The sequence below is a fragment of the Rhodobacteraceae bacterium D3-12 genome, assembly GCA_025916135.1.
In the GTDB taxonomy this organism is placed as follows: domain Bacteria; phylum Pseudomonadota; class Alphaproteobacteria; order Rhodobacterales; family Rhodobacteraceae; genus JAKGBX01.
The window spans coordinates 762,768-778,583 of the sequence record CP104793.1; the positions used below are offsets into that span (position 1 = coordinate 762,768).

The following is a 15,816-nucleotide window of genomic DNA, read 5'->3' on the forward strand; positions in this document are numbered from 1 at the left end:
GGCCCGGAGCACGCATTTGCGGATGATTTTCCAATGACAAAACCATCGCTTGAGACCCGCGATCTGACGATCCGGTTTGGTGGCCATACGGCTGTGAACCGGGTCAATTGTGCCTTTCACCCCGGTGAGTTGACCGTGATTGTGGGGCCGAACGGAGCGGGCAAGACGACGTATTTCAACCTGATCTCGGGCCAGTTGGCGGCCAGCGAGGGGCAGGTGGTGAAGGATGGTGTCGAGCTGACCCGGATGTCGCCATCGACGCGGGCGCATCACGGGATCGGGCGGGCGTTCCAGCTGACCAATCTGTTTCCGCAGTTGAGTGTGCTAGAGAATATCCGGCTGGCGGTTCAGGCGCGCTCTGGCGATGGCTGGCGGATGTTTCGCGGGGTCGGGGCGTTCAAGGAGTTGCGCGCCAAGGCCGAGCGATACCTTGAGGCGACAAAGCTGACCGATAAGGCCTATTTGCCAGCGAGCGCCCTGCCGCATGGCGATCAGCGCAAGCTGGAGGTGGCGCTGTTGATGGCGATGGAGCCGGACATTTACATGTTTGACGAGCCGACTGCGGGGATGAGCCTTGACCATGCGCCGGATGTTCTGGAGCTGATTGCCGAGATCAAGCATGACCGCTCGAAAACCGTGCTGTTGGTTGAGCACAAGATGGATGTGGTGCGGGCGCTGGCCGACCGGATCATCGTGCTGCACAACGGCGAGTTGTTGGCCGATGGGGCGCCCGACGAGGTGATGTCGAGCCAGATTGTGCGCGACGTTTACCTGGGTAAATCGGGGGAGGACGCGGCATGAGTTTCCTGACCCTGAGGGATATGAAAACCAGCATCGGGCAATATGCGGTGCTGCACGGGATCGACCTTGAGGTGCCGGAGGGCGGCGTGTTTGTCCTGTTGGGGCGCAACGGGGCGGGCAAGACAACGACGCTGCGTTCGATCATGGGCTTGTGGCGGCCATCGCCGGGGTCGGTGATGTTGCGCGGTGAGGATTTATCGGCGCTGCACACCGCCGATATTGCCCGCAAGGGGATCGCGTTTGTCCCCGAAAACATGGGTGTTTTTGGCGGGCTGACGGTGGAGGAGAACCTGATCCTTGCCACTGCGAAGGGCAAGTTTGATGCGGCGCGTTTGAAGCGGATACAGGAGCTGTTCCCGGCGTTGGAGCAGTTCTGGACCAAGCAGGCGTGGTCATTGTCGGGCGGGCAGAAGCAGATGCTGTCGGTGGCGCGAGCGATCATCGAGCCGCGTGAATTGATCCTGATTGATGAGCCGACCAAGGGGTTGGCCCCGGCGATTATCGACGCGATGGCGGATGCGTTCCGCGAGATCGCCGAGCAGACGACGATTTTGCTGGTTGAGCAGAACTTTCATTTCGCGCGCTCTTTGGGGCGCGACATGGCGGTGATTGATGACGGGCGGATTGCCCACGCCGGAACGATGGACGATTTCGCAGCGGACAAGGCGTTGCAGGATCGTTTGTTGAGCCTGTCGGCATGAGGGGGTTGGGGATGATAGGAAGCCGTATGTTGATGCTTCAGGGTGCCAGCCCGGAACAAGGCCGAAGGCCGCCGGGCATCGCTGCCGCGCCCGGACGCGGTGGCGATTGGGTGAGGTTGGCGCTTCGCTTTGAGCTTTTTCGGATTTGGCGGGCATTAAGTGGCCCCAACGACTGTTGGATCGCCCCCGCGCGCGGCAGCGATGCCCGGCTTGGTGCACGTGCTTTGCGACCAGGAGGATCGGCATGACACAGCTTTCGCAAATACTCGGACGGTTCGGCGGGGTGAACCTGTTGCCTGTCGCCGTGGCGCTGATCGCTTTTGTGCTGATCGGGGCGCCGTCGAGCTGGATGACGTTGACCGTGGCCGGCTTGGCCATGGGGATGATGATTTTCCTCATGGCCTCGGGCTTGAGCCTTGTGTTCGGGTTGATGGATGTTTTGAACTTCGGCCATTCGGCCTTTGTCAGCTTTGGCGCCTTTGTGGCGGCGACGGTTCTGGCCGCGCTGAGCGGTTGGCTGGCGGCGGATAGTATCGCGCTTAACGTCTTGGCTTTGGTCGCGTCTTTGGTGGCGGCGTTGATATTCGGGCTGGCCGCGGGGTGGTTTTTTGAGACCGTGATTATCAAGCCGGTTTATCACGACCATCTGCGTCAGATCCTGATCACGATGGGCGCGTTGATCGTGTCCGAGCAGATCATCCTTGCCGTTTGGGGCGGCACGCCGATGTCGGTGCCGCGGCCCGCGTTCCTTGAGGGGTCATGGATTTTGGGCGATGTGTCGATCGAGATTTACCGCGCCTTTGCCTTTGCGCTTGGGCTGGCGGTTTATATCGCGCTTTACCTGACGCTGAACCGCACGCGGATCGGATTGTTGATCCGTGCAGGCGTGGAAAACCGCGAGATGGTGGAGGCTTTGGGCTTTCGCATTGACCGGCTGTTTATCGGGGTCTTCATGCTTGGCTCGGCTTTGGCCGCGCTGGGGGGCGCGATGTGGGCTGGGTATGAGACGCTGATCACGCCCGCGCTGGGCGGAGAGATGATGATTGTGGTGTTTATCGTCGTCATCATCGGCGGATTGGGCAGCATCGAGGGCACCCTTTTGGGGGCGATCATGGTGGGGCTGATGGCGAATTACATTGGCTATCTAGCGCCGAAAATGGCGTTGGCGTCGAACATGCTTTTGATGATGGCGATTTTGATGTGGCGGCCCAGCGGGTTGCGCCCGGCGGTGAAGTGAGGTGGGCATGGTAGAGCAACAGACAAAAGGCGCTTTGGCGATCAAGCTGGTGGTTTTGGTGATCGGGGTCGCGCTGCTCTTTGCGCCGTTCCTGTTTCAGGATGTGCGCTCGCTCGAAGTGGCGGCGAAGGTGTGCATCTTTATCGTGCTGGTGGCGAGTTACGATTTGCTGATCGGCTACACCGGCATCGTGTCGTTTGCGCATACGATGTTTTTTGGCTTTGGCGCCTATGGCGGGGCGATTGCGTTGAAACAGATGGGGCCGGGCTGGGACGCGGTGTTGATTGGCGGGCTGGCGGGGGCGGCGGTGTCGTTGGTCGTGGCGGTGGCGATCGGCCTGTTGAGCCTGCGGGTCAAGGCGATTTTCTTTGCGATGATCACGCTGGCGGTGGCGAGTGTGATGTTGGTTCTGGCGTCGCAATTGTCGCAATTCACCGGCGGCGAGGACGGGATCACCTATCGCGCGCCGCAGATTTTCAAGACCGCGACCAAACTGATGGTGGATGAAGACGGCAAGGTTGTGCGGCTGTTCGGGGTCCGGTTGAACGGCAAGCTGGCGGCCTATTACTTTGTTTTCGCCTGTTCGGGGCTGTTGTTTTATTTGTTGTTCCGGCTGGTGGGCTCGCCCTTGGGCACCGTGCTCAAGGCGATCCGCGAGAACGAGGCGCGGGCCGAGGCGATTGGGTATCGCGTGGTGGCTTACCGGACGTTTGTGTTTGCGATTGCGGCGCTGGCGGCGTCTTTGATCGGGACGGTTTACGCGATCTGGTTGAAATATACCGGGCCGGATACGGCGCTGAGCTTTGCGATCATGATCGACATTTTGTTGATGACGGTGATTGGCGGCATGGGCACCATGTGGGGCGCGGTGATTGGCGCGGTGTTGATGGTGATGGCGCATTATTACCTGCGCGATCTGATGGGTGCGGCGGCGGAGGCGGTGGCGAGCGTGCCGCTGTTGCCGGAGTTGTTGAACCCGGATCGCTGGCTGTTCTGGCTCGGCATTATCTTCATCCTGTTGGTGTACTTCTTTCCGCGCGGGATTGCCGGGACGATCATGGCACGGGGTGCGGTGAAGTGAGCCTGCCTCGGTTTCGCTTTGTGCCGGTGTTGGGGCATGAGATCCATGTGAGCGAATGGGGAGATCGGCGCAATCCGGGCTTGGTCATGTGGCATGGCCTTGCGCGGACGGGTCGGGATTTTGATGAGCTGGCGGCGGCGCTGTCGGAGCGGTATTTCGTGATTTGCCCCGATACGATCGGGCGCGGGATGTCGAGTTGGGCGCGTGAACCTGAGGCGGAATATTCGGTGCGCTTCATGGCCGAACTGGCGGTTGGATTGCTTGATCACTACGCGCTGAGCCGTGTTGATTGGATCGGCACGTCGATGGGCGGGTTGATCGGGATGCGTCTGGCCTCGGGTGCGGCGGCGGGGCGGATCGGGCGGTTGATATTGAACGATATCGGGCCGGAGGTGCCGCAGGGGGCGATTGACCGGATATTGGCCTATGTTGGCGTGCTGCCGGAGTTTGACACGGTGCGCGCGGGTGGGGCGTGGTTGCGCACGACCTATGCGCCGTTTGGGGCCGCGCCGGAGGGATTTTGGGAGCGGATGATTGCGACTTCGCTCAGGCGGCGGGGGATGGGCGTTTGACGCTGCATTACGACCCGCGGATCGTGGTGCAGTTTGACGCCTCGGCGGATGAGTTGACGAGTTGGGACCGGTGGGCGCGGATCGCGGCGCCGGTGCATGTCATTCGCGGAGCGGAGTCAGATATTCTGACGCCCGAGATTGCCGCGCGGATGTCGGCGGAAGGGCCGAAGCCGGAGGTGATCGAGATGGCGGGCTGTGGTCATGCGCCGAGTTTGAGCCGGGCGGAAGATGTGGCGATGATTGGCGCGATGCTGGCGGGGTGACGATGGGCCGGCGGGCTTCGCCCTTGAGTCCGGACCAGACTTTTTCCCCAAACGCAAAACGGCGCGCCGGTTGCCCGACGCGCCGCTTGTTTGTTTCCGGTCGTGCGACCCTTAGCCGATGATCGCGTTCAGCGTGGCCGAGGGGCGCATGACGGCGGCGGTTTTAGCCGCGTCGCCGTGGTAGTATCCACCGAGATCGGCAGGCGCGCCTTGGGCCGCTGCGAGCTCGGACACGATGGCGGCTTCGCCCGCTGCCAGCGCCTTGGCCACGGGGGCGAAATGCGCCGCGAGCTCGGCGTCGTCGGTTTGCGCGGCCAGTGCTTCGGCCCAGTAGCGGGCGAACCAGTAGTGGCTGTCGCGGTTGTCAGGCTCACCCACTTTGCGCGAAGGCGAGCGGTTGTTGTCGAGGATGCCTTGGGTGGCGGCATCGACGGCGCGGCCCAACACGCGGGCTTTTTCATTGCCGCGCGCATCGGCGAGGAATTGCAGGCTTTCACCAAGGGCACAGAATTCGCCAAGGCTGTCCCAACGCAGGTGGTTTTGCTCGACCAACTGCTGCACGTGTTTGGGGGCCGAACCGCCAGCGCCGGTTTCAAACAGACCGCCGCCGTTCATCAGTTTGACGATCGACAGCATCTTGGCCGAGGTGGCCAGTTCGAGGATCGGGAACAGGTCGGTGAGGTAGTCACGCAGCACGTTGCCGGTGATGGCGATGGAGTTCTTGCCCGCCGTGATGGTTTCGAGCGAGGCGCGGGTGGCTTCGCGCGGTGCCATGATCTTGAACTTGTCGGCCACGCCATTCGCCTCGAGGATCGGCTTGACATAGGCGATCAGCTCGGCGTCGTGGGCGCGGTTTTCGTCAAGCCAGAAGATCGCCTCGCAGCCTTCGGCTTTTTGGCGGTCGATGGCGAGCTTGACCCAGTCTTCGATGGGCGCCTTGCGGGCCGAGGCCGAACGCCAGATGTCGCCCGCTTCGACTGCGTGGGAGTGCAGCACGGTGCCGTCATCAAGGATCATTTTGACGGTGCCGTTTTCGGGGATCTCGAATGTGGTCGGGTGGGAGCCGTATTCTTCGGCTTTTTGCGCCATCAGGCCGACGTTTTGCACGGTGCCTGCGGTGGCGGGGTTCAGCTTGCCATTGGCTTTGAAGAACTTGACCGCCTCGTCATAGACGGGGGCGTAGGAGTCATCCGGGATGACGCAGTTGCTGTCGCCTTCTTTGCCATCCGGGCCCCAGCCTTTGCCGCCAGCGCGGATCAGCGCGGGCATGGAGGCGTCGATGATCACGTCCGAGGGGACATGCAGGTTGGTGATGCCCTTGTCGCTGTCGACCATATACATCGGCGGGCGGGCGGCGGTGACATCGTTGATGGCGGCCATGATTTCGGCGTCATCAGCGACCTTGTCGAGCAGCGCGCCGAGGCCTTGGTTCGGGTTCACGCCAAGCGCGTCGAGCTTGTCGCCGAATTTGTCAAACACTGGCGCGAGCCATGCTTTGACCGCGTGGCCAAAGATGATCGGGTCGGAAACCTTCATCATCGTGGCTTTCATATGCAGCGAGAACAGCGTGCCGTCGGCTTTGGTTTTCTCGATCTCGTCGGCGAGGAAGGTGTCGAGCGCCTTGGCCGACATGAAGGTGGCATCAACCACGGTGCCCGCCGGATAGGACAGCCCGTCCTTGAGCACGGTCTCGCCATTGGCGGTTTCGAGCACGATTTTCGCGCCGGTTTCGGCGGCGAGGGTGGCGGATTTCTCGTTCGAGAAGAAATCATTGCCCGACATGGAGGACACGCGGGTTTTGCTGTCAGCGGACCAGTCGCCCATGCGGTGCGGGTTGGCTTGGGCAAAGGATTTCACCGCCTTGGCGGCGCGGCGGTCGGAGTTGCCTTCGCGCAGGACCGGGTTCACGGCGGAGCCTTTGATGGTGTCATATTTGGCGCGCGCGGCTTTTTCGGCATCGGTGGTCGGATCTTCGGGGTAGTCGGGCAGGGCGTAGCCTTGGGACTGCAGCTCTTTCACGGCGGCGACAAGCTGGGGCACCGAGGCCGAGATGTTGGGCAGCTTGATGACGTTGGCCTCGGGTGTTTTCACGAGGCGGCCGAGTTCGGCGAGGTCGTCGGATTGCTTCTGCTCATCGCTGAGATGCTCGGGGAAGGTGGCGAGGATACGCCCGGCGAGGGAGATGTCCTTGGTGCCCACGGCAACGCCAGCGGCGGCGGCAAATTTCTGGATGATCGGCAGGAAGGAGGCCGAGGCCAGCTCGGGGGCTTCGTCAACTTTGGTGTAGATGATGTCGGGGGTGCTCTGATCAGTCATGGGGTTCACCTTTCTTGGGTTGGCCCTTCCTTAACCTAGTGAAAGCGAGTCGTCTATGGCATACATTGGCATACAATGGGTAAAAATTGACGCGGTTGGACGGGGTCGGCGGGGTGTGAGGCGGGGGTTGGGCGTGGTGTGGGCTGGATTGACGTAGCGTATTGCCTAAAAATTAGGCAAATGCGATGAGTGGCTTAAAAATGCGGCGGGGGCGCCTTGTTGTTGGGCAGGGCGAGCAGCAGGATGAGCGCGATGACGCCGCTGCTTCCCCTTCTTGTTTTTAGTGACCTTGATGGCACGCTGATCGACCATGACAGTTATGGTTGGGAGGCGGCGCACCCTGCGTTGGCGCGGTTGCGAGAGATCGGCGCGGGGGTGATCCTTGCCAGTAGCAAAACGGCGACCGAGATGCAGGTGATCCGCGCGGCGATGGACCTTGGGCGGTGGCCCGCGATTGTGGAGAACGGTGCGGGGGTGCTGCAGGCCGGACAGGGTGAGTTGGCAGAGCGGGGCGATTATGCGCGGTTGCGGGCGGCGCTGGCGCGGGTGCCGGAGCCTGTGCGGCAGGGGTTTCGCGGCTTTGGCGACATGAGCGTGGCAGAGATTGCAGAGGTCACCGGGCTTGGGCCGGACGCGGCGGAGCGGGCAGCAAAGCGCGGGTTTTCCGAGCCGGGGTTGTGGCGCGGCAACGCGGCCGAGCGCGCCGCGTTTATCGCCGCCCTTGGCCGTGAGGGGATCGCGGCGCGTGAGGGTGGGCGGTTTTTGACGCTGTCGTTCGGACAGACCAAGGCGGACCGAATGGCCGAGATGATTGCCGCGTTTCGCCCGCAGCGCACCGTGGCCTTGGGCGATGCGCCCAATGACGTGGAAATGTTAGAGGCCGCTGATATTGGCGTGGTCATTGCCAACCCGCATCGCGCGGTTTTGCCGCCGCTTGCAGGTGAGGGCAGCGGCGCCATCAGGCGCAGCACCCGGCCCGGCCCGGAGGGGTGGAACGAAGAGATACTGCGTCTGATCGCAGAGATAGACAACGGATGAGGACAAGAGCGCATGGCTGACTTTCACCAGAACGGCAATATCGCGACCCTGCATAATCTGCGGATAAGACCCGTCGAAGAGATGGTTTACGAGTTGGAGACATTCTCGCAGACGCGGAAGATGTCGCTGATCCTGCCGTGTCTGTATTCGGAGTTGCAAACCGAGGCGATGCCGCGGATTTTGGACGAATTGTCGAAGGTGACATACCTGCACCGGATCATCATCGGGCTGGACCGCGCAACCGAGGAAGAGTTCCGCCATGCGCGCGAGTTCTTCAAGGGGTTAAAGCAGAACCATATCGTGATCTGGAACGACAGCCCGCGGATGAAGGCGCTGAATGCGCGGCTTGAGGAGATGGGGCTTGCGCCCGCCGAGCCGGGCAAGGGCAAGAACGTGTGGTCGGCGCTAGGCTATTTGATCGGCTGTGAGGACAGCGCGGTGATGGCGATCCATGATTGCGATATACTGACCTATACCAACGAGTTGCTGGCGCGGTTGATTTACCCGGTGGCGCACCCCGGTTTCCCCTATCAACTGGCCAAGGGGTATTATGCGCGGGTGGGCGGCGAGAAGATGAACGGGCGGGTGACGCGCCTGTTGGTGAGCCCTCTGTTGATTGCGCTCAAGCGGGTTGTGGGGGATCGTGATTACCTCGATTACCTGCGCAGTTTCCGCTATCCGCTGTCGGGGGAATTTGCCATGCGCACGGCGATTTTGCCGGACCTGCGGATCCCGTCGGATTGGGGGTTGGAGATTGGCGTATTGTCCGAGGCGTGGCGCAATCTGGCGCCCAAGGCGGTGTGTCAGGTCGAGATCGCGGATGCCTATGACCACAAGCATCAGGAACTGAGCCCGGAGGATGCCTCGAAAGGGTTGAGCCGGATGTCGACGGACATTTGCAAAGCGATTTTTCGCAAGCTGGCTGCCGATGGCACGGTGTTCACGCCGAATGTGTTCAGGACACTGAAGGCGACGTATTATCGCGGCGCTTTGGACCTGTTGGAGGCGTATTACAATGACGCCAAGATGAACGGTTTGCGGATTGATCGCCATTCCGAGGAGCAGGCGATTGAGCTGTTTGCCGAGAACATCATGCTGGCCGGGCAGACGTTTTTGGATAACCCGCATGAGACGCCGTTTATCCCGACGTGGAACCGCGTGCATTCGGCGGACCCCGGTTTTCTCAAGGCGCTGCATAGTGCGGCGGCGGCGGATGAGGCGGAGTTTGGGTGAGGTTGTGGGGGTGTTGGCAGGGCCCCGAATTGGCCCCGAAAAAACAAAGGCGCACTCCACGTTTACGTGCGAGCGCGCCTTTCTCTACTTAGACTTAAAGATCAGACTTTAAGAGGTGTGTCGCTGCGCTGCCATTTGAGCGGCTGGAACACTTCGTCAACCGGTGTGGCGGCGACGTGGTTGACGTAATTGGACATCGTTTTTTGAGCGAGTCCCAATATGACGTCCAACACGGCACGGTGGCTATAACCTGCAGCGAAGAAGGTTTCGATCTGGGCGTCGGTCACGTTTCCGCGTTCGCGCACCATCTGGATGGTGAACGTGCGCAAAGCCTCGAGCTTGGCCGATGGCAGCGGCGTTTCGTTGCGCAGGGCCTCGGTGATGTCATCGGAGACTTTCATCATCTTTGCGATGCCTGTGTGCGCAGGGACGCAGTAGTGGCAGGCGTGCTCGACGTTGATGGCCTGCCAAACGACAGTCAGCTCGTCGGCGTCAAAATCTGTTTCCGTGAACAGCTTGTGAAGCGATTGATAGGCTTCATATGCCTGTGGGCTTTCCGCCAGAACTTTGTGCAACCCGGGCAACCGGCCAAAGGCTTTTTGCGAGTTTTCGAGCAGCGGGCGAGAGGCTTCTGGTGCGGAGTCGAGGTCATGGGAGGGGAAGGTCATGCTGATGCGTCCTTTGAAAATTACGAATAGCTGCGGTTTAGGCTTTCTTGAGCGATCACTCAAGTATATAATTGAGCAATCATTCAACAATTGGTGATCCGATGCCACGCAAGCCAAGTTACGACCGAGACGAGCTAATCGACCGCGCCCGCGATTTGTTTTGGAAGCGTGGGTGGGCGGGAACGTCTTTGAAAGATCTCGAGGCGTCTTTGAAATTGAAGCCCGGCAGTTTTTATGCGGCGTTCGGCTCGAAGGATGCGCTTTTCAAGCTGGCGATGGAAAAATACGCGACGGACGGGCGAGAGCGCCTGAAGGCATTGGCGCAGGAGCATGGGCCGATCAAAGCGCTTCAGAGGTTTCCTAGAATGGTTATCGAGAACGATGCCGCCCCGGCCAAGGCTTGTATGCTGTCAAAGACACTGCTTGAGCTGCACGCCCATGGTCATCCGCTTGCGCATGACGCAAATCTGCATCTGTTGAAGATGGAGGCGCAATTTGCGGAGTTGTTCCAGCAGGCCCAATCAGCAGGGGACATTAACAGCGCGAACGATCCTCGCGCGCTTGCCCGGAGGTATCAATCGGACCTCTTGGGGCTGAGGGTTTCAGCGGAACGCGAGGGGGTCGATGCGACGGCGATAGCAGAGGAAATAGCGAGCGGTCTAACCAGACTGCAGTGACGCCTATTGGCCGCCCTTTGTGCGGTGCGGCCTTGGGCTATTGGCGGCTTTTTTGCCCCTATCGCCGGATTACGCCCCGCGCTGACGCAGAAATTCTTGCTCGATCACCTCTGTTCCCCATTGGTTGCCGGGCGTTTCATGGGCCAGCGTGAAACCGTGCTTTTCATAAAGGTGGCGTGCGGCATCCAATCCCTTGAACGTCCACAGGCGCGTGCGATCAAAGGCATTGGTGTCGACAAACGCCGTGGCGTGGCCGATCAGAAGGTTGCCGACACCCATCCCCTGTGCGCTGGGGCTGACAATGAACCAACGCAGATGGCTGGCGCCTTGGCCCAGATCTTCGCCGTCGAGAGAGACAGACCCGAGCAGCTCATCCCCTACGTAGGCAGAAAATGTCGTGTTTAGAGGGTTTTCGATGCGCCCGATAAATTCCGACATTTCGGTAGCAACTTTCCGCTCGAAGACAGCGCCGAACCCGTAGTGTTGGGAATAGAAGGTGGCATGCAAGTGGGCCACCGACGCGATAAGCCCCGCACGGTAGCCTTGCTGCACTTCGAGCTTCGGCACGGCGGCTGCTGCGCGCGCGCCTTTGGTGCCCAGAGACTTTGCAAACAGGGTCAGGCCCGTTTCGATTTGAGCAACATCGGGGTCCGACAGAACCTCTAGCGCGGAGCGCAGTTGCCGCCGCGCGAAGGCTTCGACGTTGCCAAGAAGGTCTTGGCCATCTTGGGTCAACGAAAGGACGCGGGATCGCTTGTCATGCGGGTCGGGACCCACCTCGATCAGGCCCTCTTTCGTTAGTTTTTGAACAAGGCGGCTGACACTCGATTTTTCCAGATGCAGAAGCGAGCCGAGGTCGCTTGCATTGCGCACCGTGCCATATCCGAGTTCGATAATCGTATGCACGGCAGAAGGGGAAAGCTCGGTGCCGGCGAGCCCCTTTTGCATAAAGCCAAGCTCGCGCACGATATGGCGTGACGCGGAGCGCAGTTTGTCGATGCGGTGTGTTGTGATCGCGTGATTCATAGTTGTATAATGCAACTACTATCCGCAGCTGTCGAGTCGCGCCGGACCGGACCAGTCGCCTAGTCCTTCTGGCCGATTTTGGGTTCGGTGCCAGCGCGCAGGCGTTTGATGTTGGCGAGGTGGCGCAGGTAGACAAGGCAGGTCAGCGCCACGCCGAGGAAGAATACCTTTCCGTCCGACAGGATCAGCATCCAGCCTGTTGAGGAGCCAGCCGCGACCAATGCGGCGAGCGAGGATGTGCGGCTGAGCGCGGCGGCGACCAGCCATGTGGCGCAGCAGGCCAGCCCCACCGGCCAGACCAGCGCCAGCATCAACCCGAGGAAGGTGGCCACGCCCTTGCCGCCCTTGAACCCCAGCCAGACCGGGAAGCAATGCCCCAGAAAGGCGAGGAGTGCCGCGATTTGCGCGGCGTCTTCACCGGCCAGCGCACGGGCCAGCAGCACGGCCACCGCGCCCTTGGCCCCGTCAAGCAGGAGGGTCAAAGCGGCGGCTTTTTTCGAGCCGGTTCTGAGCACATTGGTGGCGCCGATATTGCCCGATCCGATCTCGCGCAGGTTGCCGAGGCCCATGGCTTTGGACAGGACCAGCCCGAAGGGGATCGAGCCGAAAAGATAGCCGATCACGGCCCAAAGGGTGAGGGTAAGCGTGGTGCTTTCGATAATGGGCATCAGCCGTAGACCTTCTCTCCGCCGACAAAAGTTGCCAGCACTTTACCCTGCATGCGCGCGCCGTCAAACGGGGTGTTTTTCGATTTTGAGTGCAGCGCGGTGCGGTCGAGCAGGAAGGGTTTATCGGCGTCAAACAGCACGAGGTCGGCGGGGGCATCGGGCGCAAGGCGACCGGAGGCAAGGCCAAGCCGTTTGGCCGGATTGAGCGACATGGCGCGGAAGAGTTGCGGCAGCGTGAGATGCCCGACGTGATAGAGTCTGAGCGACGCGGGCAGCATGGTTTCAAGGGCGACAGCGCCGGAGGCGGCTTCCTCGAACGGCAGGCGTTTGCTCTCTTCGTCCTGCGGCGTGTGCATCGACGATATGATGTCGATCAGCCCGGAGGCGACGGCTTCGACCATGGCAAAGCGGTCATCTTCGGAGCGCAGCGGCGGCTTGACCTTGAAGAAGGTGCGATAGTCGGCCACGTCCATTTCATTGAGCGTCAGGTGGTGGATCGAGGTGCCGGCGGTGATGTCGAGGCCGTTGTTCTTGGCCCGTTGCAGCGCGGGCAGGGCGCGGGCGGTGGTGATTTGGTCGGCGTGATAGCGCGCGCCGGTCATTTCCAAGAGCGCGATGTCACGATCAAGCGCCATGCGTTCGGCCATGGGCGACACCGTTGAGAGCCCGCGCAGCGTGGCGAATTTTCCCGAGGTGGCGGCGGCCCCGCGCGACAGGGTCGGCTCTTGCGGGTGGGCGATGACCAACGCGCCGAGCGCGCGGGCATAGGTCAGCGCACGGGCGAAGACCTTGGGGTTTTGCACCACATGGTCGCAATCGGTAAAGGCGATGGCCCCGGCATCGAGAAGGAAGCCGATCTCGGTCATTTCGCGCCCTTCGCGGCCTTTGGTCAGGGCGGCCATGGGCAGGACATTGACCGGCGAGGCTTCGTTCGCGCGGCGGCGGACAAATTCGAGGGTTTCGGGCGTGTCGATGGCCGGGAAGGTATCGGGCCGGGTGGCGATGGTGGTGACGCCCCCGCCGCCGCAGCGAGGCCTGCGGAGCGGTAGCTTTCCTTATGACGCTCGCCCGGTTCACAGACTTTGACGCCGATGTCGACGATGCCGGGAGCGAGGCATTTGCCCATGCAGTCGATGATGGTGTCGGGTTTTGCGCCCGGCATGTCTGGCAAGTCTGGCGGGGGCGCGTCTCCTTCGCCCCGCGCGGCGATGGTTGCGCCGTCGATGAGCAGCCAGCCGGGGGCATCGGTCTGAGCCTCGGGGTCGATCAGGCGGGCGTTGGTGAGGAGGGTTTTCATATCATCTGTCTCTTGCGGGTCTGGTGCATCAGGCGCAGCACCGGGAGTGGGTCGGGGAGGCGGATAAAGCCGATGGGTTTGGGGGTTTTGCCATGCTGGCCACGGTTTTCATAGGCAAAGATCAGGGTGCCGGGGGTGTTGCCGTCAAACTCGATCTCGGTGGTCGGGGCGATGGGCCATGATTTGAGCGAGCGTTTCAGCAGGGGCAGGGCGGTGGCGATAAACGCCCGGCGGTTGGTCAGCGTGTACCAAGTGTAGCGGCGTTCATAGGCGCGCCAGACCCCGCCCACGCCAAGAATGCGCAGCCCGATCAACACAAAGGGGACGCCGAACAGCGGAAACAGCCGGAAGAGAAGGGGCAGGCCGGCTTGTCCGGTGATCCACCATGCCATGCCTGTCCAGAACAGCGAGAAGCCGGTGAAGGCGAGCCCGAGGAAGATCTTGGCCGCCGCGAAATCGCCCGTATAGAGGCCGGGCACGGGGCGCCCTTGCCAGAGTATGGTTTCGCCGGGGTCGAGGATGCCCTCCCAACCGGGGGTGGAGACGCGGGCGCTGCGCTCACGTGGGGTCTCCGGCGTGGGGCTGGTTGAATTTGGCCTGTTCGATCTGGGCCTTGGTTGCGGCGCTGTCGGCTTGGTATTTGATCAGGTGTTTGCCGCCTGTGCGCGTCACCACCTGCACGGCGGACATCAGCGTTTTGATCTCTTGCACCTGACCCAGCGTGATCGAGCGCCCACCGGGCCCGAGCAGGCGGTGGTTGGTCAAATCCCAACGCTGTGCCAGCTCGTCAGACGCGACATACCAGCCGCGCAGCGCCACCGCCGCCAGCCCGCCAATCGCGCCGGTCCAGACATGCGGATTGCCGATCGCCCAGAGGATCACCATCCCCAGCCCCATGGCGATGGCCGCCATCGTGGCGTGATCGCGCAGATAGGTGGCGCGGTCGGCCTGAAAGCTGGTCAGCCGCTCTTCGCCGGGGTTGAGCGTGCCGTCGGGGGTATTGGCATAATGCAGGTCGGATTGCTCAGTCATGGGCGGCGTCCTCGAAGGCGGCTTTGGCGTCGAGGATGCGCGTGCGCACCTCACGCGGGCGCGGCACAAAGCGGATCACCGTGGCGGTGCCCGCGCTGAAGCCGATCCGCAGCGACCACCAGAACCACGGCTGCATCCAATCGACACGGTCGAGGGTGAGGTTGGCGTTTTCCTCGGGCGCGCCGACGCGTTCAAAGATCAGCCGCTTGTTGGTCAGGAACCAGCGGTCATCGCGGCAGCGGAACCAAGTGGCGACGTCGTCAAACACGATGACAAAGATCACCGTGAAGATCGGCACGACGATCAGCCATTGCACGATGCTCAGGTAACCGAGGCTGGCCAGCACAAGAGCGGTTGCAAAGCTGAGCATCAGGGCGCGGTGGCTGAACAGGGTCAGCTGGGGTTGCCAGCATTGCAGCACGCGCTCGTCTTCGAGCAGGGGGGTGTTGGGCGTGGCGCTAAGGCTCATCCAGCGACCCAGACCATAAGTGCGGCCATTGCGAACATCACCAGCAGCGCCACGGTGGCGACACGGCCGCTCATCTTTGGATCTTTGGGATCTTCGGGGGGATTTTGGGCGGCTCTTCGCTCATTGCGCTATCTCGTGCTCGGGTGAGGTGTCTGTGCTGAGGGGGGCGACATTGCCCCAGACCAGCGAGCCGAGCCAGATCAGCACAGCCGCCAGCACCAGCGCCAGCAGGATGAGGGCCGTCGGGCGGCGTTTGCTTGGGGGAAGGGGTGCGGGTGGTGTTGCGGTCGGCTTGGGCGCGGTTGCGGTCGATCTGAGCGGGGTGGGTGAGACGGCGGCTTGCGGCGTCTCAAACTCTGCCAGCAAGGTCAGCGCCTTGACGGGGCGCAGTATGGCCGGCAGCGGCAGCGCATCCGAGAGCACCAGCAGCGCGACGCCGTCGAGCGCCGCGAGGGTGGCGTGATGGGGCGCGAGGGCGGCTTCGTCAATGTCATAGGCGCTGGCGAGATAGGCCGGCAGGCCGAGCCCGGCAAGATCGCGGGTCTCAAAGAGTTCGACATGGCGCGTGTCAGCCGCATCGACCCCTAAAAGCGCAGGCACCGCCGTTACATACGGGCGGTCGGGGTCAACTGGTGGATCGGCCAGCAGGCGCAGCGTCTTGACCGAGTGATCAACCGCAAAGAGCAGCAGTTTGCCGCGCCGATCGAGCGTGATGTCGCCGCCAGCCGTCATGGGCG

Annotated in this window: 17 protein-coding genes and 1 pseudogene; 9 read left to right on the forward strand and 9 right to left on the reverse strand. The window is 61.9% G+C overall.

What is annotated here, in order from left to right:
• Positions 1-33 precede the first annotated feature (33 nt).
• From N4R57_03820 to N4R57_03845, 6 genes are all read left to right on the forward strand, one after another.
• On the forward strand, positions 34-801 hold the full coding sequence (locus N4R57_03820; GenBank protein ID UYV38226.1) for an ABC transporter ATP-binding protein: 768 nt from the start codon (positions 34-36) through the stop codon (positions 799-801).
• Complete coding sequence (locus N4R57_03825) at positions 798-1,502, forward strand: ABC transporter ATP-binding protein (GenBank protein ID UYV38227.1); 705 nt, start codon at positions 798-800, stop codon at positions 1,500-1,502. Before N4R57_03820 ends, N4R57_03825 begins: the two co-directional genes overlap by 4 nt.
• Positions 1,503-1,746: 244 nt before the next feature.
• Positions 1,747-2,739 (forward strand): branched-chain amino acid ABC transporter permease, encoded by a 993-nt coding sequence (locus N4R57_03830; GenBank protein UYV38228.1) that lies wholly within the window; start codon positions 1,747-1,749, stop codon positions 2,737-2,739.
• Positions 2,740-2,746: 7 nt separating this feature from the next.
• Positions 2,747-3,820 (forward strand): branched-chain amino acid ABC transporter permease, encoded by a 1,074-nt coding sequence (locus tag N4R57_03835; protein ID UYV38229.1) that lies wholly within the window; start codon positions 2,747-2,749, stop codon positions 3,818-3,820.
• Positions 3,817-4,392 (forward strand): alpha/beta hydrolase, encoded by a 576-nt coding sequence (locus N4R57_03840; protein UYV38230.1) that lies wholly within the window; start codon positions 3,817-3,819, stop codon positions 4,390-4,392. Before N4R57_03835 ends, N4R57_03840 begins: the two co-directional genes overlap by 4 nt.
• Positions 4,389-4,655, forward strand: coding sequence for an alpha/beta hydrolase (locus N4R57_03845; protein UYV38231.1), 267 nt, complete (start codon positions 4,389-4,391; stop codon positions 4,653-4,655). The genes N4R57_03840 and N4R57_03845 overlap by 4 nt, the downstream gene beginning before the upstream one ends.
• Positions 4,656-4,766: 111 nt before the next feature.
• Here the strand turns inward: N4R57_03845 and N4R57_03850 are convergent, their stop codons facing one another.
• Complete coding sequence (locus tag N4R57_03850; GenBank protein ID UYV38232.1) at positions 4,767-6,971, reverse strand: NADP-dependent isocitrate dehydrogenase; 2,205 nt, start codon at positions 6,969-6,971, stop codon at positions 4,767-4,769.
• Positions 6,972-7,223: 252 nt separating this feature from the next.
• Between N4R57_03850 and N4R57_03855 the strand changes: the two genes are divergently transcribed.
• Complete coding sequence (locus N4R57_03855) at positions 7,224-8,009, forward strand: HAD hydrolase family protein (protein UYV38233.1); 786 nt, start codon at positions 7,224-7,226, stop codon at positions 8,007-8,009.
• Positions 8,010-8,021: 12 nt separating this feature from the next.
• Complete coding sequence (locus N4R57_03860) at positions 8,022-9,242, forward strand: glycosyl transferase (GenBank protein UYV38234.1); 1,221 nt, start codon at positions 8,022-8,024, stop codon at positions 9,240-9,242.
• A gap of 101 nt (positions 9,243-9,343) precedes the next feature.
• Here the strand turns inward: N4R57_03860 and N4R57_03865 are convergent, their stop codons facing one another.
• Positions 9,344-9,910, reverse strand: a complete 567-nt coding sequence (locus N4R57_03865; GenBank protein UYV38235.1) for a carboxymuconolactone decarboxylase family protein — start codon at positions 9,908-9,910, stop codon at positions 9,344-9,346.
• A gap of 101 nt (positions 9,911-10,011) precedes the next feature.
• Here N4R57_03865 and N4R57_03870 point away from each other — a divergent pair, with 101 nt between their 5' ends.
• Positions 10,012-10,587, forward strand: a complete 576-nt coding sequence (locus N4R57_03870) for a TetR/AcrR family transcriptional regulator (GenBank protein UYV38236.1) — start codon at positions 10,012-10,014, stop codon at positions 10,585-10,587.
• A 69-nt stretch (positions 10,588-10,656) separates the two neighbouring features.
• Here the strand turns inward: N4R57_03870 and N4R57_03875 are convergent, their stop codons facing one another.
• From N4R57_03875 to N4R57_03905, 7 genes and pseudogenes are all read right to left on the reverse strand, one after another.
• The gene (locus N4R57_03875; protein UYV38237.1) at positions 10,657-11,628 is read right to left on the reverse strand and encodes a helix-turn-helix domain-containing GNAT family N-acetyltransferase; all 972 of its coding nucleotides are present in this window, start codon (positions 11,626-11,628) and stop codon (positions 10,657-10,659) included.
• A gap of 44 nt (positions 11,629-11,672) precedes the next feature.
• Positions 11,673-12,281: a glycerol-3-phosphate 1-O-acyltransferase PlsY gene (plsY, locus tag N4R57_03880; GenBank protein UYV38238.1), complete on the reverse strand. Its 609-nt coding sequence runs from the start codon at positions 12,279-12,281 to the stop codon at positions 11,673-11,675.
• Positions 12,281-13,578 (reverse strand): annotated as a pseudogene (gene pyrC, locus N4R57_03885) (dihydroorotase). The gene plsY and the pseudogene pyrC overlap by 1 nt, the downstream one beginning before the upstream one ends.
• Positions 13,575-14,057: a hypothetical protein gene (locus N4R57_03890; GenBank protein UYV38239.1), complete on the reverse strand. Its 483-nt coding sequence runs from the start codon at positions 14,055-14,057 to the stop codon at positions 13,575-13,577. Before N4R57_03890 ends, pyrC begins: the two are co-directional and overlap by 4 nt.
• A 79-nt stretch (positions 14,058-14,136) precedes the next feature.
• Positions 14,137-14,610 (reverse strand): hypothetical protein, encoded by a 474-nt coding sequence (locus N4R57_03895; protein ID UYV38240.1) that lies wholly within the window; start codon positions 14,608-14,610, stop codon positions 14,137-14,139.
• Positions 14,603-15,079, reverse strand: coding sequence for a hypothetical protein (locus tag N4R57_03900; protein UYV38241.1), 477 nt, complete (start codon positions 15,077-15,079; stop codon positions 14,603-14,605). Before N4R57_03900 ends, N4R57_03895 begins: the two co-directional genes overlap by 8 nt.
• Before the next feature lie 120 nt (positions 15,080-15,199).
• Positions 15,200-15,811 (reverse strand): hypothetical protein, encoded by a 612-nt coding sequence (locus N4R57_03905; GenBank protein ID UYV38242.1) that lies wholly within the window; start codon positions 15,809-15,811, stop codon positions 15,200-15,202.
• Positions 15,812-15,816 lie beyond the last annotated feature (5 nt).